Genomic DNA, 23,248 nt, shown 5'->3' with positions numbered 1-23,248 from the left:
TGTCCCTAATTAAAAAATCCGTAAATTTCTAGGGAATTAAATTGGACTCAGACCCCATTTATTTTCATTGAACTATTGGGTGCCGTGCACTATTCTTCAAATCCTTACTGTCAATGTGGTGGAGCACCGTTATGCACGCGCAAGGCCTTTACGACCCAGCAAATGAACATGACGCCTGTGGCGTCGGTTTCATCGCCCACATCAAGGGCAAGAAATCCCATTCCATCGTTGACCAGGGTTTGCTCATCCTGAAGAACCTGGATCACCGGGGCGCAGTCGGCGCCGATGCCTTGATGGGTGACGGTGCCGGTATCCTGATCCAGATCCCCGATCAGTATTACCGTGAAGAGATGGCCAAGCAGGGCGTGGACCTGCCGCCGCCCGGTGAATATGGCGTGGGCATGATCTTCCTGCCCAAGGAAAACGCTTCCCGCATTGCCTGTGAACAGGAAATCGAACGCTCGGTGCTGGCCGAAGGCCAGATCGTGCTGGGCTGGCGCGACGTCCCCGTCGATCGCGACATGCCGATGTCGCCCACCGTGCGCGAAAAAGAACCGGTGATCCGCCAGATCTTCATCGGCCGCGGCCCGGACGTGATGGTCACCGATGCGCTGGAACGCAAGCTCTACGTGATCCGCAAGTCGTCCGGCCACGCCATCCAGGCGCTGAACCTGTTGCACGGCAAGGAATTCTTCGTGCCCTCGATGTCGGCCCGCACCGTGGTCTACAAGGGCTTGCTGCTGGCCGACCAGGTCGGCGTGTACTACAAGGACCTGCAGGACGAGCGCTGCGTCTCGGCCCTGGCCCTGGTGCACCAGCGCTTCTCCACCAACACCTTCCCGGAATGGCCGCTGGCCCACCCGTACCGCCTGATCGCCCACAACGGTGAAATCAACACCGTCAAGGGCAACTTCAACTGGATGCGCGCCCGCGAAGGCGTGATGCAGTCGGCCGTGCTGGGTGCGGACCTGAAGAAGCTGTTCCCGCTGATCTATGAAGGCCAGTCCGATACCGCCAGCTTCGACAACGCGCTGGAACTGCTGGTCATGGCCGGCTATCCGCTGCCGCAGGCGATGATGATGATGGTCCCCGAAGCCTGGGAAAACCATACCTCGATGGACGACAACCGCCGCGCCTTCTATGAATACCACGCCGCCATGATGGAACCGTGGGACGGCCCCGCTGCGCTGGCCTTCACCGATGGCCGTCACATCGGCGGCACGCTCGATCGCAACGGCCTGCGTCCGGCGCGCTACATCGTCACCGATGACGACCTGGTGGTGATGGCTTCCGAATCGGGCGTGTTGCCGATTCCCGAATCCAAGATCATCCAGAAGTGGCGTCTGCAACCGGGCAAGATGTTCCTCATCGACCTGGACGCCGGCCGCATCATCGACGACAAGGAACTCAAGGACACCTACGCCAACGCCAAGCCCTACAAGCAGTGGATCAACTCGGTGCGCGTCAAGCTCGATGAGTTGAAGGAAGAGCCGCGCCAGCCGTCCTCGCCCCTGAAGCTGCTGGACCTGCAGCAGGTCTTCGGCTACACCCAGGAAGACGTCAAGTTCCTGATGGCCCCCATGGCCAGCGGTGGCGAGGAAGCCATCGGCTCCATGGGCAATGACTCGCCGCTGGCGGTCATGTCCAACAAGAACAAGCCGCTCTACAACTACTTCCGCCAGTTGTTCGCGCAGGTGACCAACCCGCCCATCGACCCGATCCGCGAAGCGCTGGTCATGTCGCTGGTGTCCTTCATCGGTCCCAAGCCCAACCTGCTGGACACCAACAACATCAACCCGCCGATGCGCCTGGAAGTGTCGCAGCCGGTGCTGGACTATGACGACATCGCCAAGCTGCGCAACATCAGCGCGCACAGCGGCGGCAAGTTCAAGTCCTACGAACTGAACATCTGCTATCCGGTCGCCTGGGGCAAGGAAGGTATCGAAGCGCGCCTGGCCTCGCTGTGCGCCAAGGCCGTCGATGCGGTCAAGTCGGGCCACAACATCCTGATCATCTCGGACCGCAAGGTCGATGCCGACCAGCTGCCGATCCCGGCACTGCTGGCCACTTCGGCCATCCACCAGCACCTGGTCAGCAAGGGCCTGCGCACCTCCACCGGCCTGGTGGTGGAAACCGGTTCGGCTCGCGAAACGCACCACTTCGCCCTGCTGGCAGGCTATGGCGCCGAAGCGATCCACCCGTACCTGGCGATGGACACCCTGGCCGACCTGGCCAAGGGTCTGCCGGGCGACCTGTCGCCGGAAAAGGCCATCTACAACTTCCAGAAGGCAGTCGGCAAGGGCTTGCTGAAGGTCATGTCCAAGATGGGCATCTCGACCTACATGTCCTACTGCGGCGCGCAGATCTTCGAAGCCATCGGCCTGTCCAAGGCCCTGGTGGACAAGTACTTCAAGGGTACCGCCTCCAACGTCGAAGGTATCGGCGTGTTCGAAGTGGCCGAAGAAGCGCTGCGCCTGCATACCGCTGCCTTCAGCGCCGACCCGGTGCTGGCCAACGCACTGGATGCCGGTGGCGAATATGCCTTCCGTATCCGTGGCGAAGAGCACATGTGGACCCCGGACGCGATTGCCAAGCTGCAGCACTCGACGCGTTCGAACAGCTACAACACCTACAAGGAATACGCCCAGATCATCAACGACCAGTCCAAGCGCCACATGACGCTGCGCGGCCTGTTCGAGTTCAAGATCGACCCGTCCAAGGCGATCTCGATCGATGAAGTGGAACCGGCCAAGGAAATCGTCAAGCGTTTTGCCACCGGCGCCATGTCGCTGGGCTCGATCTCGACCGAAGCCCACGCCACGCTGGCTATCGCCATGAACCGTATCGGCGGCAAGTCCAACACCGGCGAAGGTGGTGAAGACGTCAACCGTTATCGTAACGAGTTGAAGGGCATCCCCATCAAGCAAGGTGCAACCCTGGCTTCGGAAATCGGCCGCGAACACATCGAAGTCGACATCCCCCTGCTGGAAGGAGACTCGCTGCGTTCGCGCATCAAGCAGGTGGCGTCAGGTCGTTTCGGTGTCTCCGCCGAATACCTGATCTCGGCCGACCAGATCCAGATCAAGATGGCTCAGGGCGCCAAGCCCGGTGAAGGTGGTCAGTTGCCCGGCCACAAGGTCTCGGAATACATCGCCAAGCTGCGCGTGTCGGTGCCGGGCGTGGGCCTGATCTCGCCGCCGCCGCACCATGACATCTACTCCATCGAGGATCTGGCCCAACTGATTCACGACCTGAAGAACGTCAACCCGCGCGCGTCCATCTCGGTCAAGCTGGTCTCCGAAGTGGGTGTGGGTACCGTCGCTGCTGGCGTAGCCAAGGCCAAGTCGGATCACGTGGTCATCGCCGGTCACGATGGCGGTACCGGCGCTTCGCCGCTGTCCTCGATCAAGCACGCTGGTTCCCCGTGGGAACTGGGCCTGGCTGAAACCCAGCAGACCCTGGTCCTGAACGGCCTGCGCAACCGCATCCGCGTGCAGGCCGATGGCCAGATGAAGACCGGCCGCGACGTCGTCATCGGCGCCATGCTGGGCGCGGACGAATTCGGTTTCGCCACCGCACCGCTGGTGGTCGAAGGCTGCATCATGATGCGCAAGTGCCACCTGAACACCTGCCCGGTGGGCGTGGCTACGCAAGATCCGGTGCTGCGCGCCAAGTTCTCCGGCAAGCCGGAACATGTGGTCAACTTCTTCTTCTTCATCGCCGAAGAAGCACGCCAGATCATGGCGCAACTGGGCATCCGCAAGTTCGATGACCTGATCGGTCGTGCCGACCTGCTGGACCGTTCCAAGGCGATTGCCCACTGGAAGGCCAAGGGCCTGGACTTCAGCCGCATCTTCCATCAGCCCGAGTCGAAGCTGCCGGTCTACCACACCGACGTGCAAGACCACGGCCTGGACAAGGCACTGGACCACAAGCTGATCGCACAAGCCAAGATCGCGCTGGAAAAGGGCGAGAAGGTTTCCTTCATCTCCCCGATCAAGAACCTCAACCGCACCGTCGGCGCCATGCTCTCCGGTGAAGTGGCCAAGCGTTACGGCGACGAAGGTCTGCCGGACGACACCATCCACATCCAGCTGCAAGGTACCGCAGGCCAGTCGGCCGGCGCCTTCCTGGCCAAGGGCGTGACCCTGGACCTGGTCGGCGAAGGCAACGACTATGTAGGCAAGGGCTTGTCGGGTGGCCGCATCATCGTGCGTCCCAACACCGAGTTCCGTGGTCGTGCCGTGGACAACATGATCTCCGGCAATACCGTACTGTACGGTGCCATCAGCGGTGAAGCCTTCATCAACGGCGTGGCCGGCGAGCGCTTCGCGGTGCGCAACTCCGGTGCCATCGCGGTGGTGGAAGGTACCGGCGACCACGGTTGCGAATACATGACCGGTGGCACCGTGGTGGTGCTGGGCAATACCGGCCGCAACTTCGCTGCCGGTATGTCGGGTGGTATCGCCTACGTGTATGACCCGGAAGGTGACTTCGCCGGCAAGTGCAATACCGCCATGGTCAGCCTGGAAAAGGTCTTGTCCGACACCGAGCAGGAGCAGACTCTGGGCCGCAACATCTGGCACAGCCTGCTGCGCGGTGGCGAACGCCAGACCGACGAAGCCATCCTGCGCGGCTTGATTGAACGCCACTTCAAGTACACCGGCAGCACGCGTGCGCGCTACCTGCTGGATAACTGGGCGGCGTCGCGCGCCAAGTTCGTCAAGGTGTTCCCGACCGAGTACAAGCGTGCGCTGGCCGAACTGGCCGCCGCTGCCGAAACGAAGAAGGAAAAGGTCGCCGCCTGATCCATCCGCAGGCAGTGATCAGACTAATCAATCAAGCACGCCGGCGGGCGTGGCGCCACCCAGAGTGAGAGCGCAGCCCGCCGCAATCCTTAGCGAGAATGTGAGAGGAAAATGGGAAAAGCAACCGGTTTCATGGAGTACCAGCGCCTGAAAGAGGCCAGCGAGGCGCCTGCCGCGCGCACCAAGCATTACAAGGAGTTCGTCCTGCACTTGAGCGACGCCGACGCCAAGATCCAGGGCGCACGTTGCATGGACTGCGGCATCCCCTTCTGCAACAACGGCTGCCCGGTCAACAACATCATTCCCGACTGGAATGACCTGGTCTATCGGGGCAACTACAAGGAAGCCCTGGACACTCTGCACCAGACCAACAACTTCCCCGAGTTCACCGGCCGCATCTGCCCGGCTCCCTGCGAAGCAGCCTGCACCCTGGGCATCAACAACGACGCCGTGGGCATCAAGTCGATTGAGCACTTCATTATCGACAAGGGCTGGGAAAACGGCTGGGTGGTGCCGCAACCGGCCGCCCTCAAGACCGGCAAGAAGGTCGCCGTGGTCGGTTCCGGTCCTGCCGGCCTGGCCGCTGCCCAGCAACTGGCGCGCGCCGGTCATGACGTGACCGTGTTTGAAAAGAATGACCGCGTCGGCGGCTTGCTGCGTTATGGCATCCCTGACTTCAAGATGGAAAAGTCGCACATCGACCTGCGCGTGGAACAGATGAAGGCCGAAGGCGTGACCTTCCGCACCGGTGTGTTCGTCGGCAAGGATTTCCCCGAGACCGTCAACAACTGGTCCAAGGAATCCGTCACGCCTGAAGAACTGAAGAAGGAATTCGATGCCGTGGTCATCGCCGGTGGCGCCGAGTCTCCGCGTGACCTGCCGGTACCGGGCCGCGAACTGAAGGGCGTGCATTTCGCCATGGACTTCCTGCCACTGCAGAACAAGGTCAATGCCGGCGACAAGCTCAAGAACCAGATCATGGCCACCGGCAAGAACGTGGTCGTCATCGGCGGTGGCGACACCGGTTCGGACTGCGTGGGTACTTCCAACCGTCACGGTGCTGCTTCGGTGACCCAGTTCGAACTGATGCCGCAGCCGCCCGAGTCGGAAAACAAGCCGCTGGTCTGGCCTTACTGGCCGATCAAGCTGCGCACCTCTTCCTCGCACGAGGAAGGTTGCCAGCGCGATTTTGCGGTCACCACCAAGCGCCTGGAAGGCAAGGGTGGCAAGGTCGAGAAGCTGATCGCCGCACGCGTCGAGTTCAAGGACGGCAAGATGGTCGAAGTGCCGGATTCGGAATTCGAGATCAAGGCCGACCTGGTGCTGCTGGCTATGGGTTTTGTCTCGCCGGTGCAGCAGGTGCTGGACGCCTTCGGCGTCGAGAAGGATGCCCGCGGCAATGCCAAGGCCACCACCGATGGCGAAGGCTGCTACAAGACTTCGGTGGAGAAGGTCTTCGCCGCCGGCGACATGCGCCGCGGTCAGTCGCTGGTGGTGTGGGCGATTCGCGAAGGTCGCCAGTGTGCACGGGCGGTGGATGAGTTCTTGATGGGTTCTTCACTGCTGCCGCGCTGATAGGCGGCTCGCCGAACTGCGGTAAATGATTTATATGATTTAAAGCGTATGACAGTGTAGTTCGTGTGACTCTGGACCCGGGTCGACGCAAGTCGGTCCGGGCTTTTTTTCGTCTGCGCGCAGGCGCGACATGGCAACGGGGTGCAAGTGTAAAATGGCCCATCGCCGCACGCCGGCACCATCCCGAGTTCGCACCGCAATGGCCACCCCCACCCCAATCCGCTACAGCATCACTTCCCTCGATCCCGCCTCTCATCTCTACGACATCACGGTCACCGTCGATACCCCGGCCGCCGATGGCCAGGTGTTCTCGCTGCCGGCCTGGATCCCGGGCAGTTACATGATCCGCGAATTCGGCAAGAACATCGTGACCTTGCGCGGCGAGTCCAATGGCCGCAAGGTGGCCGTCAAAAAGCGCGACAAGCACACCTGGCAAGCCGCTCCCTGCAAGGGCGCACTGACGCTGCACTATCAGGTCTATGCCTGGGATCTGTCGGTACGCACCGCGCACCTGGATCGCACCCATGGCTTCTTCAATGGCACCAGCGTGTTCCTGGCCGCCCATGGTTTCGAAGATGGCCCGCACGTGGTGGACATCCGCCGCCCCGCAGGCGAGGACTTCAAGCGCTGGCGCGTGGCCACCGCGATGTCCGAACTCAAGGCCAAGCGCTATGGCTTCGGCACCTACGTGGCGCAGAACTATGATGAATTGATCGATCATCCGGTAGAGCTTGGCGACTTCGCCCTGGCCAGCTTTCAGGCCCATGGCGTGCCACATGACGTGGTCATCACCGGTCGCGTACCCAACCTGGACCTGGCGCGCCTGTGCGATGACCTCAAGAAGATCTGCGAAGCCCAGATTGCCTTCTTCGAGCCGCGCAGCAAGCGCGCGCCCATGGACCGCTACGTCTTCATGACGCTGGCCGTGGGCGATGGCTATGGCGGCCTGGAGCATCGCGCCTCCACCGCACTGATCTGCGCGCGCGCCGACCTGCCGGTCAAGGGCAAGCCGGAGCAGAGCGATGGCTACCGCACCTACCTGGGTTTGTGCAGCCATGAGTATTTCCACACTTGGAACGTCAAGCGCATCAAACCGGCGGTGTTCGCCCCCTACGATCTGCGCCAGGAAAATTACACCTCGCTGCTATGGCTCTTCGAAGGTTTCACCAGCTATTACGACGACCTGTTCCTGGTGCGTACCGGTGTGATCGATACCGAGCAATATCTGAAACTGGTCGGCAAGACCATCACCGGCGTGCTGCGTGGCACCGGCCGCAAGAAGCAGAGTGTGGCCGAGTCCAGCTTCGATGCCTGGGTCAAGTATTACCGCCAGGATGAAAACGCCAGCAATGCCATCGTCAGCTACTACACCAAGGGTTCGCTGGTGGCGCTGGGGCTGGACCTGAGCATCCGTGAACAGACCCGTGGCCGTCGTTCGCTGGATGACGTGATGCGCGGCTTGTGGACGCGCTATGGACGCGACTTCTACCACGGCAAGCAGCAGGGCGTAGCAGAAGACGAGATCCTGGCCGTGATGGAAGAGTTGAGCGGCGCCGACCTGAAGCGCTTTTATGACCGCCATATCCGCGGCACCGAGGATGTGCCGCTGGAAGACCTGTTGCCGGCCTTTGGCGTCGCCTACGATGCCTGCCTGCCTGCGGATGCCAAGCCCTGGCTCGGTGCGCGCATCGGCAAGGAGGGCGGTGATGCCAAGCTGGCGGCCGTGTATGAAGGCGGCCCGGCGATGCAGGCGGGACTGTCGGCCGGTGACAAGCTGGTGGCCATCGATGGCCTGCGGGTGCCGGCTTCGGGGGCGGATGGTTTGCTGGCGCGTTATCGCTTGAACGACACCGTGCGCATCCACGCCTTCCGCCGTGACGAACTGATGGAATTCAGCGTCAGGCTCAAAGCCGATAGCGCTCCGCAGGTCAGCCTCAGCGCCATGGGCAAGCCGGTGGCGGTGGTGCGCCGGCGTCTGGCGTGGCTGCAACCGGATGGTCAGGGCAAGGCCTGAGTGGCTAGCGAGAAGACGTAAAAAAACCCGCCAATTCACATTGGCGGGTTTTTTCTTGCAGCGGAAAAAGCGAATTACTTGGCTTCTTCAGCGCCGCCAGCAGCAGCTTCACCTTCAGCAGCCACTTGACCAGCCGGCACGGTGGCGGTGGCGATGGTCAGGTTTTCCTGGGTCACGGCGGTCACGCCATTGGGCAGCTTCAGGTCGCCCAGGTGGATCGATTGACCGACGTCCAGCTTGGACAGGTCGACTTCGATGAACTCAGGCAGGTTCTTGGGCAGGCAGGTCACGTCCAGTTCAGCAGCGACGTGGCTGATGATGCCGCCGTGCAGCTTGACGGCCGGCGAGACTTCAGCGTTCACGAAGTGCAGGGGCACCTTGGTGTGCAGCTTCTGGGAAGCGTCCACGCGCTGGAAGTCCACGTGCAGGACCAGTTGCTTGTATGCGTGGACTTGGAAGTCACGCAGCAGCACTTGCTCGACCTTGCCATCGATTTCCAGGTCCAGGATGGACGAGTGGAAGGTTTCCTTCTTCAGAGCGTGGTACAGAGCGTTGTGGTCAACGGCGATGTTCAGCGGGGCAGCAGTGCCACCGTAGACGATACCGGGGGTTTGACCCGCGCGACGCAGGCGGCGGCTCGCTCCGGTGCCCTGTTCATTACGCGCAAAGGCGATCACTTTCATTTGATAACTCCAATGTTGGCGGGGCTCATCGTGGAATCATTCCATGGACGGTTGCCCCGTGAGGTAAATATTCCCCGCGACCAGGGAATACGAAAAAACCTCGCTGCCGAACACTGCAGCGAGGCGAATGCAAATCTTATTCAGCAAACAGCGACATCACCGAGTCACCCTTGGTGATGCGCTTGAAGGTCTCGGCCAGCAGGTCGGCGCAGGTCAACTGACGCACCTTGGGGCAGCCGCGTGCCGCCGGCGACAGCGGGATGGTGTCGGTGACCACCAGTTCATCCAGCGGCGAATTGGCGATGCGGTCGATGGCCGGACCCGATAGCACCGGGTGCGTACAATAGGCCACCACCTTCTTGGCGCCACGTTCCTTCAACACTTCGGCGGCCTTGGTCAGGGTGCCGGCGGTGTCGACCATGTCGTCCATGATGACGCAGTTGCGACCTTCGACTTCACCGATGATGTTCATCACTTCGGAGACGTTGGCCTTGGGGCGACGCTTGTCGATGATGGCCAGGTCGCAGTTCAGGCGCTTGGCCAGCGCACGGGCGCGCACCACGCCACCGACGTCGGGCGAGACCACCAGCAGGTCTTCGTAGTTCTTGTTGACCAGATCACCCAAGAGGATGGGCGAAGCGTAGATGTTGTCCACCGGAATATCGAAGAAGCCCTGGATCTGGTCGGCGTGCAGATCCATGATCAGCACGCGTTCGACGCCAGCTTCCTGCAGCATGTTGGCCACCACCTTGGCCGAGATCGCCACGCGCGCCGAACGCGGGCGACGATCCTGGCGGGCATAACCATAGTAGGGGATGGCGGCGGTGATGCGACCGGCCGATGCGCGCTTCAGGGCGTCGACCATGATCATGATTTCCATCAGGTTGTCATTGGTCGGTGCGCAGGTGGACTGCAGCACGAAGACGTCCTTGCCGCGAACGTTTTCATTGATCTCGACCATGACTTCGCCGTCAGAGAACTTGGAAACGTTGGCCTTGCCCAGCGGGATACCGAGTTTCTCAGCGACGCCGCGCGCCAGTTCGGGGTTGGCGTTGCCCGTAAAAACCATCAGGTTCTCAAGTGCCATATGGGTATCCCTGGAATGCAATCGTTAAAAAGTCGAAAAGCCGACAATGCTAGACTTGTTCGGTCTCACATTGACGGCTTATTTTTCTGACTGGACCCGGGCCTGATTCAAAGGCCTGTCCGAATTAAATGGCAGGGGAACAAGGATTCGAACCTTGGAATGCCGGAATCAAAATCCGGTGCCTTAACCAGCTTGGCGATTCCCCTACGCAACTTGCTGTTTGCCGTGTCGGCGCGCTCATCATCAGGCGCTGCGTCTTCGTCAAACTAATTCTCAATTTTCAATTCTCTTTACGACTGCACTAAATGGGCGAGCGGATGTTCCTGCATCGCTTTGGCTTTCCAGCCGATCCAGCGCGAAGGCAATTGCTTGATCACTTCGTCTGCCTCATGTTCGTGTTCGAATGCACAAAACACACAGGCGCCAGATCCGGTCATTCTTGCATTTCCGAACTTGCCCAGCCATTCGACTGCTGCTGCAACTTCGGGGAAATGCGCGGTTGCCACCATTTCCAGATCGTTCTTCCCGAAGCTGGAAGCAACTTGTTTCGTCGCATCAGGAAAGTCCGTTATTCTGACGGGTTTGGTATCTCTTGTCAACAACTTTGATGAAAAAATTATTGAAGTCGGAACAGATACACCCGGTTCGATCACCACGTACCAGCAATCCGCAGTACGCAGTGCCGACAATTCTTCACCCACACCTTCGGCGAATGCATTGCGGCCGAACAGGAAGAAGGGAACATCGGCCCCCAGTTGCAGGCCCATCTTCATCAGCGAGGCGCGATTGTAGCCGCATTTCCATAGATGATTCAAGACCATCAGCGTGGTGGCGGCGTCGGAAGAGCCGCCACCAACACCGCCACCCATGGGCAATACCTTGTGCACAGTGATGTCAGCGCCCAGGTGAGGCTGGCCGCTGGCCTGGCGCAGCAGGTGGGCGGCGCGAATGACCAGGTCCGATTCGGCCGGCACGCCGGGCACTTCATTGGTGCGCACGATCCGGCCATCCTCGCGCAGCGAAAAGTCCAGCGTGTCGCAGCGGTCGATCAGTTGGAAGGCCGATTGCAGCAGGTGATAGCCATCCGGGCGGCGACCGGTAACGTGCAGGAACAGGTTCAGCTTGGCCGGCGCCGGGCAGGCGGTGAGGGTGGTGCTCATGCGTGGTGCGTTTATCCGGGATAGGGCGGTGGAGATGGACAGGCTCAGGGCTGCTTCCAGCCATCGATGGCGATGCGGATGGAGACCTTGCCGGCCTGGCTGGTATTGCGGCTCAGGTCGATGCGCTTGGGCCGGGTCTGGCCGCTGGCGGCATCGGTTTCCCAGTTGGCATAGGTGACGCGCCAGCCATCGCGGGTGCTGTAGCTGGTGTCATCCTCTCCGGCCTTGGCCACGAAGGGACGGCCAGACGCATCGACGCCGCTGCCTTGCAGCCACTGGCGCATCCCCGAGACCGGCAAGGGCCAGCCCAGCGATTGCGCAGCCAGGGCATCGACATCGGCAGCCACCTGCGGTGCGCGGCCCGACTGCACCAGGGTGGCGATGCCGGGCTTGACGTTGATGGTGGCCACCGTCTGGCCCAGCGGCGAGAACATTTCCAGGTTCAACTCCTGCGCGGTCTGCTTCCAGAAGAAGCTGCCATGCAGGGATTGCGGGCGCTGATCCTGTTCATACTGGACCGAGATGCGGCCATCGATCTCGATGTTGTTCTGGTAGGCCGCAGCGGCGGTACCGGTGGGAACCGCATCCTGCGACACCGTCGCGCAGCCGCCCAGCAGAGCGGCTGCGCAGAGGGTAGTGGCCCTCGCAAAAGCACATGTTTTGCTCATAACTTCACATTCAGACGCGCCAGCGTGCTCTTCAGGACTTCGTTCTGGGGTTCCTTCAGGCTGACTTCGCGCCACACCTTGCGTGCTTCGTCCTGCTTGCCGTTGGCCCACAGCACTTCACCCAGGTGTACGCCGATCTCGACGTCGGGGCGCAAGCCATAGGCGCGGCGCAGCTGGGCTTCGGCCTGCTCGGTGCGGCCCATGCGGAACTGCACCCAGCCCAGGCTGTCGGCGATGAAAGGATCTTCAGGGGCCATGTCGGCGGCCTTCTGGATCAATTCCAGCGCTTCCGGCAGCCGCACGTTGCGATCGGCCAGCGAATAGCCCAGAGCGTTGTAGGCTTGCTGGTTGCCGGGTGCGAGCTGGATCACGCGGCGCAGCGCCTTTTCCATCTCGTCGTACTTGCCCAGCTTTTCCAGGACCATGGAATAGTCGTAGAGCAGGTCGGTATTGTTGGGGAAGCGCTGCAGGCCGCCCTTGAGCACGTCGGCTGCTTCCTGGTTGCGATTGGCGTCGCGCAGCAGGCTGGACTCGGCCAGCATCAACTGCAGTTGCTCGCCATCGTTGTTGGAGTCGGCTTGCGCATCCTCCAGTGCCTTGCGGGCAGCATCGATGTCGTTCTTGCGGGCCAGCAACTGGGCGCGGCGCACCTGGATGTTGACGTAGCCTTCGCTGCCGGGTTCGGCCTGGTCCAGGTAACGCAGGGCCGAATCGAGGTCGCGCCGCTCTTCGGCAATGCGCGAGAGCAGCAGCAGTGCCTGGCTGGGGTCTCGGTCATCTTCCGGCTGCGCCGACAGGACCTGCAGGTAGCGCTGCAGGTAGTATTCGGCATCCTTCAACTGGTCGGTCTGGGCCGAGAGCACGCCGAGCGCAAAGAGCGTGGTGGCGTCTTCGCCGTCTTCCTTCAACAGCGTCTCGAACTGCGTGCGGGCTTGCTTGTAGTCCTTCTGTTCGACCAGGCTGCGGGCATAGGCCACGCGCACTTCACGCGAATCCGGGTACTTGCGCAGGAAGTCGGTCACCAGCTTGGTGGCGTCGGCATTGGTGGAGGCCACCTGGGCGGCGGTCAGCACGGCCAGTTCCGAGTCCGGCTTGATCTTCAGGGCGGTGGCGGCTTCGCGCTGGGCCGTAGCGGCGTCGCCCAGGCCAAAGGCGCCTTGCGCGAGCGCCAGGTGGGTTTCCAGCAGGTCGCCATAGGGCTTGGTGATGTTCTGCAGGATGGTGTAGCTGGCTTTCTTGTCCTTGGCGCGCGCCAGCAGGCGCTGGACTTGCATGATCATGGGGCCGCGTGCCTGCGGGGCGGCGTCGGCCAGGCGCTGGGTCAGCAGCGGCTCGATTTCATCGACGCTGTCCGAGAGCATGATCAGGCCCAGGTAGTTCTGCAGGGCTTCATCCGAATGCGGCGCCAGTTCGGTCCACAGGCGCACCGCCACCAGCGCTTCGCCCGCCTGGCGTGCAGCCACGGCCATCTCGGCGGCGCGCTTGGCCAGGCGCGGGTCGCGCGTCTGCTGGGCCGCCGACAGCATGGTCACATAGGCCGATTGCCACTGGCCGCGCTGGAAGGCGATTTCAGCCGTCAGGACTTTGTAAAGGATGTCCTCGGTCAGTTCCACGGCCGGTAGCGCATCTTCCTGCGGCTGTACCTTGGCCTTGGGCGCCTTCTTGCGGTTGCCCGCCTTGGCGGCGGCGGTCTTCTGATCCTGGGCCGCCTGGGCGTTCGCCTTGTCGCCGGGCTGCTGGAAGCTCGAGCAGGCCGTCAGCAGCAGGGAACTGGTGAGGAGGGCGATGGTTTTTTTCAAGATTTGATCCTGACGATTCGGAGAGTTTCGATTTTACGCGCAACAAACGTGGCTTTGCTGACAGCGCAGTGTAATCCATCTTTGACAAGCTTCCGCGCCCAGGTTGCACGCGCAGCTTCAGGTCTTGTTTTCGGCAAGTGCATTATCATATGCAGCTTCCCGCCCGTCGCCCCTTATCCGCAAGCCAATGCCAGAATTACCAGAAGTCGAAGTCACCCGTCGCGGGGTCGCCCCCTACCTGGAGGGCCAGATCGTCAGCGGCGTGGTCATGCGCCATACCGGCCTGCGCTGGCCTTTCCCGAGCGGTCTGCAGGCCCTGCTGGCTGGTCGCGTGATCCGCAGCACCGGACGGCGCGGCAAATACCTGCTTATCCATTTCGACCATGGCACGCTCATCGTGCACCTGGGCATGTCGGGTCACCTGCGCATCCTGCCGCCGGGCATCGCGCCGCAAAAGCATGACCACTTCGATCTGGAAGTCGGTGGCCAGGTCATGCGCATGACCGACCCGCGCCGCTTTGGCGCCATTCTCTGGCACGACCTGGCCGATGGCCACATCGAGGAACACCTGCTGCTGCGCAGCCTGGGCCTGGAGCCGCTGGAAGACAAGTTCAGCGCACGCGCGCTGTTCCAGCAGACGCGCGGTCGCAGCGCGCCCATCAAGCAGGTGCTGCTGGCGGGCGACATCGTAGTGGGGGTGGGCAATATCTATGCCTCGGAGAGCCTGTTCAAGGCCCGCATCAACCCCAAGACCCCGGCCTACAAGATCAGCCTGGCGCGCTACGAGCGCCTGGTCGAGGCCATCCGCGAAACCCTGGCGGCGGCCATCGAGCAAGGTGGCAGCACGTTGCGCGACTTCATCGCGGTCAATGGGCAGTCGGGTTACTTCCAGCAGAATTACTTTGTCTATAACCGTACCGGCGAGCCTTGCCGCATCTGTGCCACGCCGATTCGCCAGATCAAGCAGGGCCAGCGCTCCACCTTCTATTGCGTGAGTTGCCAGAAATGAAGGGCATTGTTGAATCGCGCCGCAAGACGGCGGCCCCGGGCGATGCCACTGGCGAGCAATATGAAGATCCCTCCTTTGCTGCCGCCGTCATCGCCTGGCAGAAACAGCATGGTCGCCACCAGCTGCCCTGGCAGAATACGCGGGACGCCTATCGCGTCTGGCTCTCCGAAATCATGTTGCAGCAGACCCAGGTAGCGGCCGTGATTCCCTACTACCAGCGTTTCCTGGAACGTTGCCCGGATGTCTTCGCGCTGGCTGCCGCCCCCTCTGAAGAGGTGATGGCGCTCTGGAGCGGACTGGGCTATTACACTCGCGCCCGCAACCTGCACAAGTGTGCGCAGCGGGTGGTGGAGCAATATGGCGGGCGTTTCCCGGATGATCCGGCGCTGCTGGCCGAGCTGCCCGGCATCGGTCGCTCCACGGCAGCGGCCATCGCCGCCTTTTCCTATGGTCGTCGTGCCGCCATTCTGGATGGCAACGTCAAGCGCGTCTTTGCGCGGGTGTTCGGCATCGATGGCTATCCGGGCGCCAAGCCTATCGAGGACAAGCTATGGCTGCGCGCCGTGGCGCTGCTGCCTGACGAGGATATCGAATCCTATACCCAGGGCTTGATGGACCTGGGCGCCACCCTGTGCGTGCGCGGCAAGCCCTCCTGCGGGCGTTGCCCGCTGGCCGGGCGCTGCGTGGCGCTGGCCGAGGATCGCGTGGGCGAGCTGCCGGTGAGCAAGCCCAAGAAGGCAGTACCGGAGAAGGAAACGGTGATGCTGGTCATCACCCAGGGCGCGGATGTCTTGCTGGAGCAGCGGCCTGATAGCGGTATCTGGGGCGGCCTGTTGTCCTTGCCGGAAATCGGCGTGAGCGATGCAGTGCGCTTCGACAGCGCCGTGCGGACCCTGGTGGCGCCCTATGGCGAGCTGGAAGGCTGTCGCAAGCTGCAACCGTTCTCGCATGTGTTTACCCACTTCAAGCTGCACGTCGCACCCTTCCAGGTGGCCCTGAAAAGCCGCACCCTGCACATCGCCGAGCGCGGTCTGGTATGGTATCCAACGCGCAAGCTGGCCGACGCGCCCTTGCCGGCGCCGGTCAAGAAGCTCTTGCTGGGGGTCTTGCGCAGCGATGATCTGCTGGCTGCGGTCTGATCGGATGATTGATTGGATGACCTGACAGTTGGATGTCGGGCACCTGACAGTTCAGTGCCCGGCACCTGTCAGTTCAGTTGGCGGTGCCTGCACACTACCTGTTCAGTTGCGCGGAAGTGACTGGCCAGTTGTTCAGCCAGATAGACCGAGCGATGCTGGCCACCGGTGCAGCCGATGGCCACCGTCAGGTAGCTGCGATTGTCGTTCTTGAAGGCGGGCAGCCACTTTTCGACGAAACCGCGGATATCGTTGAACATGTCGGCCACCTCGGGATAGGCCGCCAGGAATTCGATCACCGGCGCATCGCGTCCGGTCAGTGGGCGCAGCGCGGCATCGTAGTGCGGGTTGGGTAACATGCGCACGTCGAATACCAGGTCGGCATCCAGCGGCAAACCATGCTTGAAGCCGAAGGATTCGATGAGCAGGGTCAGCGGCGAACGTTCCAGGTCCACCAGTTCCTTGATCCAGCGGCGCAGCTTGTTGGAACTGAGCTGCGAGGTGTCCATCACCAGCCCGATATCCTGCAGGTCGCCCAGCATGTCCTTCTCGATGGCGATGCATTCGGTCAGTGTCAGCGGGTCGGCCGGATTGCGTCCCGGCAGCAGACGGTGCGACAGCGGATGGCTGCGGCGGGTTTCGGAAAAACGGGTGATGAGGGTGTCGTTGGAGGCGGTCAGGAAGAAGGCCTTGACGTCATGTCCATCGGTGCGCAATTGCGCGATGTCCACGCGTAGCGTCTCCAGGTAATCGGCGCTGCGGGCATCGATGGCCACGGCCAGCCGGTGGTCGCCTTCCTTGATGCGGGTCTGCACCAGCTCATAGAGCAGGGAAGGCGGGAGATTATCGACGCAGAAATAGCCGGCGTCTTCCAGCACATGCAGTGCCACCGATTTGCCGGAGCCGGAAATGCCGGTGATCAGAACGATTCTCATGCTGGCAATCATAACGCATCGTCTGTCAATGCGTGGCGTCACAGGTATGCCGAAATGTCGCCTAAAGTTTTCCCGTCAAGCGGGAAAGCCGCCCGGGCGGCGCTATTCGCCGTTCATGGCGCGCCGCTGGCGCTCGATGAATTCCTTGAGTGTATCGATGCCACGCAGTTGCAGGATGGTGTTGCGCACGGCCGCCTCCAGCAGCACCGCGATGTTGCGACCGGCCGCAACAGGAATGACCACCTTGCGGATCGGCAGCCCCAGCACTTCTTCGTACTGCGCATCCAGCGGCAGGCGTTCGTAGTTTTCTTCCAGGGTGCTGCGACGGACCAGGTGCACGATGAGCTTCAAACGCATCTTGCGGCGCACGGCGGTCTCGCCGAAGATGGCCTTGATGTCCAGCAGGCCCAGGCCGCGCACTTCCAGCAGATTCTGCAGCAGTGGCGGGCAGCGGCCTTCGATCATGTTGGGGGCGATGCGGGCGAACTCCACCGCATCGTCGGCCACCAGGCCGTGGCTGCGCGAAATCAGTTCCAGCCCCAGTTCACTCTTGCCCAGCCCGGATTCGCCGGTGATGAGCACGCCCACTCCCAGCACGTCCATGAACACCCCATGCATGGTGATCTGCTGGGCCAGCTTCTTGGACAGGTACACGCGCAGGTAGTCGATCACCTGGGCCGCCGGCAGCGGTGTGGAAAACAGTGGAATATTCTTTTCGTCGCACACCGCCAGCAGATCGGGCGGGGTGGACAGGCCCTGGGCGATGATGAAGGCCGGGGGCTCGCCGGCCACCAGCTCGGCGGTCTGGTAGGCGCGCGAGGTGTTGGAGAGGCGGTTGTAATACTCGATTTCCTGATGGCCGAACACTTGCAGGCGGCCCGGGTGGATCAGGTTCAGGTGGCCCACCTGGTCGGAGGCCGAGACGGCATCGCCGGAGATCAGGCGCTCGCCGCCGGGGAAGCCGGCAAACCAGCCCAGTTGCAGGGATTCACGGTTTTCTTCGTAGAGCTGCTGTATCGACAACGCGGAATAAGTGGGCATGTAGATCCGGTTCTGCTGGCGGTTGGATAGCGCGTGCGCGGCTGCTGAAGGACTCGGGGATCAGGACTCAGCCAGTCTTTTCCATCGAACTCTGCCAGGTCACGATGCGGGCGTGTACCACGGCAGGATCGGTCTCGATGGCGAGTTCGTTGCGGAAGGCGTCGTCGGAAAACATCTCGGCGATTTCCGAGAGGATTTCCAGATGCTGTTGCGTCACATTGTCCGGGATCAGCAGGAACACCAGCAGCTTGACCGGTTGGCCATCGGGCGACTCGAAGGGAATCGGTGCGGCCAGCCGCATGAACAGCGCCAGCGGCGACTTCAGGCCTTTGATGCGACCATGAGGCACGGCCACGCCATGACCCAGTCCGGTCGAACCGAGACGCTCCCGGGCAAACAGGTTTTCGGAAACGGTAGAGCGCGCGATGCCGCTATTGTTTTCGAAAGTCAGGCCGGCTTGTTCGAAAGCTCTTTTTTTGCTGGAAACTTCCAGATCCAGAACCACGTTTTCTGGAGACAGGATTTTTGCGAGATTAGTCATGACGCTCAAGGAATTGCCACAGGCTGAAGCTTTGAGCAGGATTATAGGCTTGTTTGGGGAGGGCGGAACGCTTTGAAAGCGCTGAACAGGAGGTGAATTCAGGCCGAAAGCCGGGATTTGAGGACGGCTCTGGCCTGGATGTCGATGATAAACAGCAACTTGTTGCCGGGATTACATTTTTACATTTCAATACGACCGAAGATCAGCAGCACATCGCCATTGTTCTTGTTGGACGACAAACGCGGCACGTAGGCGAACATGATCTTGGCTTTTTGCGTACCGATGGAGGCCAGTGGCAGCGGCACCGGGAAGGGGACGCTGTGGAAGTAATCCTGGCGGCTCATGAGCATGGCCGTGCCGCCCAGGCCCAGCTCCAGGCCGGTCTTGGCGATCGGGAACACCCATTCATAGGCATAGCCGGCCATGTATTGCGGATGGCGGTGCGAATCCTTGATGACGAAACCATACAGTGACTCATCGTCGCCCCGCTCATTGCGCAGGGTCTTGCCATAGCCCAGGCCCCAGGCGTGTTCATTGAGTTCGTTGAGCTTTTCGTGGGTGTAGGTGCTGCGGCCGTGGTGCGCCACGCCGGAAAGATAGAGGGCACCATCGCCCTGGTTCCAGATATTGGCGGCATGGTCCTTGGTCTGTTGCCACAGGCTGTACTGGTTGTCATCGGCACGGGCGGCCGGGGCCAGGGCCAGCGCGGTCGCCCCGAGCAGGGCCGAGCGGCGCAGCAGGGAGGTCAGCGTGGAAAAGGAAGCGGAAGAAAAAGCGGCCTGGCGCCGAAGCTGGGAGGTGGTTGTCATGGTTGTTGTAGAAGCAAAAAGCAGTCGTCCCATGCATTGCTGGCCTAAGCCGGGAAGCAGGAACGGGGTCATGCGGTGTTGAAGAAAAACGGAGGCGTGGCAGGCAAGCTCATCCGCGAAGGGATGGACTGCAATGGTGATGAAAATATCCTGCTACTGCGCTGTTGTGAAAAAGAAAGATGTTACCGAAAGCCCGCCATCCTGGCTGTCAACCCGAGACGGCAAGCAGCTTGCAGCGCGTTGGCTGCAAGATCTGGTCACAATTTACTGACAGCCGGGGCGGCTTACTGGCGTGCGTTGCGCAATTGCGAAGGCGGTTTGGCGCTGGAGAAATTGCTACGCCAGGGATTGATGTCCAGCCCGCCACGTCGCGTGTAGCGGGCATAGACGGCCAGCTTCTGCGGTTTGCAGTGGCGCAGGATGTCGGTGAAGATGCGTTCCACGCATTGCTCGTGGAATTCGTTGTGCTCGCGAAAACCGATGATGTACTTCAGCAGCCGCTCCTGGTCGATGGGCGCGCCCACGTAGTGGATCTGCACGCTGCCCCAGTCGGGCTGGCTGGTCACCGGGCAGTTGGACTTGAGCAGGTGCGACACCAGCGTCTCTTCCACCGTGGCTTCGTCGGTATTGGCGCGCAGCTGACTGCCATCGGGGTGCGGGTTGCCGGATACCGGTTCGATGTCCACATCCAGCCGGTCCAGCAGCAGGCCGGACAATTCACCGAACTGCACTTGCCCGAACTGGGCCGATTCGGTCAAGCTCACCTGGACATTCGCGCCGGCTGCGGCCGACAGGTCGGTGCGCAGCTTGTCCAGCAACTGCGCGCTGCTTTCCAGGCGTTCCTGGTTGAAGGAATTCAGATACAGCTTGAAGGACTTCGATTCGATGATGTTGGGAGAATCGGCCGGCACCATGAAGCTGGCGATGGCGATCTGGGGTTTGCCGCGCAGGTTCAGCCAGGAAATTTCATAGGCGGTCCAGAAGTCGGCACCGAAGAAGGGCAGGGTGCCGCTGATCTGCAATTCGGCGCGCTTGGGCGCACGCGGGATCGGGAACAGCAGGCTGGGGTCGTAATGGGTCGGATATGGCGAGCTCTTGCCCAGGGGCGAGCTTTCCGGCGAATGACCGGTGCCGGATGCGGACGGGGTGATGTGGTCCATGGGAATACTCCTGCGGTGCTGCGGGTTCAACTTGTTGGTTCTGTGATGCTGCCGCGCACCGGGGCAGTGGTGCGCGGCGTTCGGTGTCAGCCCAAGAACAGCTTGTAGAGCGGGTTCTTGGTTTCATCCCAGTGACGATAGCCCAGCTGGGCCAGGAAGGCGCGCAATTCCTTCATTTCCTTCTTCGGCACCTGCAAGCCGATCAGGATGCGGCCGACGTCACCGCCCTGGTTGCGGTAATGGAACAGGCTGATGTTCCAGCCGGGGTTCATGCTGGAAAGGAACTTCATCAGCGCGCCCGGACGTTCCGGGAATTCAAAGCGATAGAGCAACTCATCGCCCGCCAGTTCACTCTTGCCGCCCACCAGGTGACGGATATGGACCTTGGCCAGTTCATCATGGGTCAGGTCGAGCACGCCGAAACCGGCCTTCTCGAAGTTGCGCGCGATCTTGCCGGCTTCGTCCGCCGCCGACACCTGGATACCCACGAACACGTGCGCCGCCTTGGCATCGCTGATGCGGTAGTTGAATTCGGTGACGTTGCGCGGGCCCACGGTTTCGCAGAAGCGGCGGAAGCTGCCGCGTTCTTCGGGGATGGTGACGGCGAAGACCGCCTCGCGCGCCTCGCCGGCGTCGGCCATCTCGGCCACGAAGCGCAGGCGGTCGAAGTTCATGTTGGCGCCGCAGGCAATGGTGATGAGCGACTCGCCCTTGATCGGCTTCTTGCTAGCCTTGGCACGCTCCACGTAAGCCTTGGCACCGGCCACGGCCAGCGCACCGGCGGGTTCGACGATGCTGCGGGTGTCCTGGAAGATGTCCTTGATGGCGGTACAGACGGCATCGGTGTCGACGATGATGATGTCATCGACCAGTTCCTTGGCGATGCGGAAGGTTTCTTCACCCACCAGCTTGACGGCCGTGCCATCCGAGAACAGGCCCACGTCCGGCAGCGCCACGCGGCGGCCCGCCTTGAGGCTGCGCGCCATGGCGTCCGAATCGGTGGTCTGCACACCGATGACCTTGATGTCCGGGCGCACCGCCTTGACGTAGGAAGCCACGCCGGCAATCAAGCCGCCACCGCCGATGGCCACGAAGATGGCGTGGATCGGGTCCGGGTGCTGGCGCAGGATTTCCATGCCCACCGTGCCCTGGCCGGCGATCACATACGGGTCGTCGAAGGGATGCACGAAGGTCAGCTTCTGCTTCTTTTCCAGCGTCAGCGCGTGTTCGTAGGCATCCGTGAAGGAGTCGCCGAAGAGCACCACCTCGCCGCCGCGCGCCTTGACGGCATCGATCTTCACCTGCGGGGTGGTGGTGGGCATGACGATGACGGCCCGGCAGCCCAGGCGCGCGGCCGACAGCGCTACGCCCTGGGCATGGTTGCCGGCGGAAGCGCAGATGACGCCGCGCTTGAGTTGCGCCGGCGTCAGGTGGGCCATCTTGTTGTAGGCGCCACGCAGCTTGAAGCTGAACACGCTCTGCATGTCTTCACGCTTGAAGTAAATTCGATTATCAATCCTTTGCGACAGCGTGTTCGCCAGTTCCAGCGGGGTTTCTTGGGCGACGTCGTAGACGCGGGCGGTCAGGATCTTTTTCAGATAATCGTTACTCATGTTGGTCATCAGTGAAGTGAAGTCAGGCGAGCAGCAGCGGGTTCAGGCGCGGTCATATCGCAATCAGGTAAAGGAAATAAAGGCTGGGTAAGCCGCTGGAAATTCCTCCTGGGCAAGACTGGCCGGTCACCGATCCTGGCCAGGGGGAACTGGACATTATAAGGGAGCCGGGCGAGGCCACGCCAAGCGTGCACTGTCCAGGGGCGATATGAATGTTTCTTCCATTCTTGAAATCAAGCACTGCGGCACCAGCTAGAATGCTCGCTGCGCCACCAGACCGGGCTTGACGGGTGGCAAGTTTCCCTCCTGGCCGCGGCCAGTTCTCCACCTACCTGCCATCTGCATGATCGAATCCGCCGTCCTCTGGCTGCTCAATATCCTCGCCATTCCTACCGTGGGCCTGACCTCGGTGTTCCTGATCAGTTTCGTGTCGGCCACCTTGCTGCCGCTGGGCTCGGAACCGGCCGTCTTTGCGGTCATCAAGGCGAGCCCCGAGATGTTCTGGCCGGTGATTCTGGTGGCTACCGTAGGTAACACCCTGGGCGGTATTGTCGACTATTGGATGGGTTATGGCGCCAAGCAAGCCTTTGCCAAGGAGCGTTCCACGCGCTGGTTCCACTGGCTGGAGCGCTTCGGCGCCAAGACCATGCTGCTGGCCTGGCTGCCCGGTATCGGCGACCCCATCTGCACCCTGGCCGGCTGGCTGCGCCTGCCGTTCTGGCCGTCGGTGGTGTATATGGCCATCGGCAAGTTCATTCGCTATGTGTTGATGACCTGGCTGCTGTTGAACGTGCCGGATGGCTTCTGGCACAAGCTGGGCGACTGGCTGGCGTAAAAACCGGCCTGATATGAAGCAAAACGGCGCCGCAGGGCGCCGTAGTCGTGTTTCTGGCAGGGTGGGTGAATTATCCTACCAAGGTCGGCACCAGGCTCTCGACCACCCGGATGGCCAGGAAGGTAGCCGTCACGCCTAGCACGGCCAGGTGGCGGGTCTTGAGCTTCAGCAAGAGGCCAGGGTAGTGGTTCATCATTGCGCTATTCATGCTGATCTCCCTCACGCCTTGCATTGGGCATAGTCGGCCAGGGTAATGGCCAGGTTTTCCAGGAATTCGGTCATCAGTGCTTGCAACATGGGATCCTCCTTGCGGCGTTGGTTCAGGGCATGTCCCTGATGTCTGGATGGATTATAGGTTTTTACAATCAATTATAT

19 protein-coding genes and 1 tRNA gene are annotated in these 23,248 nt (G+C 61.6%); 6 read left to right on the top strand and 14 right to left on the bottom strand.

Annotated features, from left to right (window positions below; genetic code table 11):
- Positions 1–131 precede the first annotated feature (131 nt).
- From RC54_RS20675 to RC54_RS20665, 3 genes are all read left to right on the top strand, one after another.
- Positions 132–4,808: a glutamate synthase-related protein gene (locus RC54_RS20675; RefSeq protein WP_058896723.1), complete on the top strand. Its 4,677-nt coding sequence runs from the start codon at positions 132–134 to the stop codon at positions 4,806–4,808.
- A 111-nt stretch (positions 4,809–4,919) separates the two neighbouring features.
- Positions 4,920–6,383 (top strand): glutamate synthase subunit beta, encoded by a 1,464-nt coding sequence (locus RC54_RS20670; RefSeq protein ID WP_061790300.1) that lies wholly within the window; start codon positions 4,920–4,922, stop codon positions 6,381–6,383.
- Between the two features lie 199 nt (positions 6,384–6,582).
- On the top strand, positions 6,583–8,397 hold the full coding sequence (locus tag RC54_RS20665) for a M61 family metallopeptidase (protein WP_061790299.1): 1,815 nt from the start codon (positions 6,583–6,585) through the stop codon (positions 8,395–8,397).
- A gap of 74 nt (positions 8,398–8,471) precedes the next feature.
- Here RC54_RS20665 and RC54_RS20660 read toward each other — a convergent pair whose 3' ends face one another.
- The 6 genes from RC54_RS20660 to RC54_RS20635 form a co-directional block, all read right to left on the bottom strand.
- On the bottom strand, positions 8,472–9,080 hold the full coding sequence (locus RC54_RS20660; RefSeq protein ID WP_058896720.1) for a 50S ribosomal protein L25/general stress protein Ctc: 609 nt from the start codon (positions 9,078–9,080) through the stop codon (positions 8,472–8,474).
- A gap of 136 nt (positions 9,081–9,216) precedes the next feature.
- Entirely contained in the window at positions 9,217–10,167 is a 951-nt protein-coding gene (locus tag RC54_RS20655) for a ribose-phosphate pyrophosphokinase (RefSeq protein ID WP_058896719.1), read from the bottom strand.
- A gap of 129 nt (positions 10,168–10,296) precedes the next feature.
- Positions 10,297–10,373: transfer RNA gene (locus RC54_RS20650), tRNA-Gln, on the bottom strand.
- Positions 10,374–10,457: 84 nt separating this feature from the next.
- Entirely contained in the window at positions 10,458–11,327 is an 870-nt protein-coding gene (gene ispE / locus RC54_RS20645) for a 4-(cytidine 5'-diphospho)-2-C-methyl-D-erythritol kinase (protein ID WP_058896718.1), read from the bottom strand.
- 44 nt (positions 11,328–11,371) lie between these two features.
- Complete coding sequence (gene lolB, locus RC54_RS20640; RefSeq protein ID WP_061790298.1) at positions 11,372–11,995, bottom strand: lipoprotein insertase outer membrane protein LolB; 624 nt, start codon at positions 11,993–11,995, stop codon at positions 11,372–11,374.
- Complete coding sequence (locus RC54_RS20635) at positions 11,992–13,794, bottom strand: tetratricopeptide repeat protein (protein ID WP_061790297.1); 1,803 nt, start codon at positions 13,792–13,794, stop codon at positions 11,992–11,994. Before RC54_RS20635 ends, lolB begins: the two co-directional genes overlap by 4 nt.
- Before the next feature lie 187 nt (positions 13,795–13,981).
- Here RC54_RS20635 and mutM point away from each other — a divergent pair, with 187 nt between their 5' ends.
- Positions 13,982–14,803, top strand: coding sequence for a bifunctional DNA-formamidopyrimidine glycosylase/DNA-(apurinic or apyrimidinic site) lyase (mutM, locus tag RC54_RS20630; protein WP_061790296.1), 822 nt, complete (start codon positions 13,982–13,984; stop codon positions 14,801–14,803).
- On the top strand, positions 14,800–15,942 hold the full coding sequence (gene mutY / locus RC54_RS20625) for an A/G-specific adenine glycosylase (protein WP_061790295.1): 1,143 nt from the start codon (positions 14,800–14,802) through the stop codon (positions 15,940–15,942). Before mutM ends, mutY begins: the two co-directional genes overlap by 4 nt.
- 68 nt (positions 15,943–16,010) lie before the next feature.
- Here the strand turns inward: mutY and rapZ are convergent, their stop codons facing one another.
- From rapZ to ilvA, 6 genes are all read right to left on the bottom strand, one after another.
- Positions 16,011–16,874 carry an RNase adapter RapZ gene (gene rapZ / locus RC54_RS20620; protein WP_061790310.1) on the bottom strand — a complete coding sequence of 288 codons (864 nt, stop codon included), beginning with the start codon at positions 16,872–16,874 and terminating at the stop codon, positions 16,011–16,013.
- 102 nt (positions 16,875–16,976) lie between these two features.
- Positions 16,977–17,915 (bottom strand): HPr(Ser) kinase/phosphatase, encoded by a 939-nt coding sequence (gene hprK / locus RC54_RS20615; protein WP_006465120.1) that lies wholly within the window; start codon positions 17,913–17,915, stop codon positions 16,977–16,979.
- Positions 17,916–17,982: 67 nt separating this feature from the next.
- Positions 17,983–18,456 (bottom strand): PTS sugar transporter subunit IIA, encoded by a 474-nt coding sequence (locus RC54_RS20610; protein WP_058896713.1) that lies wholly within the window; start codon positions 18,454–18,456, stop codon positions 17,983–17,985.
- A 179-nt stretch (positions 18,457–18,635) separates the two neighbouring features.
- Positions 18,636–19,265 (bottom strand): hypothetical protein, encoded by a 630-nt coding sequence (locus RC54_RS20605; RefSeq protein WP_058896712.1) that lies wholly within the window; start codon positions 19,263–19,265, stop codon positions 18,636–18,638.
- A gap of 284 nt (positions 19,266–19,549) precedes the next feature.
- Complete coding sequence (gene queF / locus RC54_RS20600; RefSeq protein ID WP_058896711.1) at positions 19,550–20,425, bottom strand: NADPH-dependent 7-cyano-7-deazaguanine reductase QueF; 876 nt, start codon at positions 20,423–20,425, stop codon at positions 19,550–19,552.
- Positions 20,426–20,511: 86 nt separating this feature from the next.
- Positions 20,512–22,047: a threonine ammonia-lyase, biosynthetic gene (ilvA, locus tag RC54_RS20595; protein WP_255221007.1), complete on the bottom strand. Its 1,536-nt coding sequence runs from the start codon at positions 22,045–22,047 to the stop codon at positions 20,512–20,514.
- Between the two features lie 334 nt (positions 22,048–22,381).
- On the opposite strand from ilvA, the gene RC54_RS20590 reads away from it, so the two are divergent.
- Positions 22,382–22,873, top strand: coding sequence for a YqaA family protein (locus RC54_RS20590; protein ID WP_017452482.1), 492 nt, complete (start codon positions 22,382–22,384; stop codon positions 22,871–22,873).
- 70 nt (positions 22,874–22,943) lie between these two features.
- Here RC54_RS20590 and RC54_RS25470 read toward each other — a convergent pair whose 3' ends face one another.
- On the bottom strand, positions 22,944–23,081 hold the full coding sequence (locus RC54_RS25470; RefSeq protein ID WP_164471180.1) for a hypothetical protein: 138 nt from the start codon (positions 23,079–23,081) through the stop codon (positions 22,944–22,946).
- Positions 23,082–23,092: 11 nt separating this feature from the next.
- Positions 23,093–23,242, bottom strand: a complete 150-nt coding sequence (locus RC54_RS25465) for a hypothetical protein (RefSeq protein WP_164471231.1) — start codon at positions 23,240–23,242, stop codon at positions 23,093–23,095.
- Between the last annotated feature and the right edge of the window lie 6 nt (positions 23,243–23,248).

The organism is Herbaspirillum rubrisubalbicans (assembly GCF_003719195.1).
GTDB classification, from domain to species: domain Bacteria; phylum Pseudomonadota; class Gammaproteobacteria; order Burkholderiales; family Burkholderiaceae_D; genus Herbaspirillum; species Herbaspirillum rubrisubalbicans.
The sequence above is the reverse complement of the archived record's forward strand: the minus strand, read 5'-3'. Positions and strand labels throughout refer to the sequence as shown.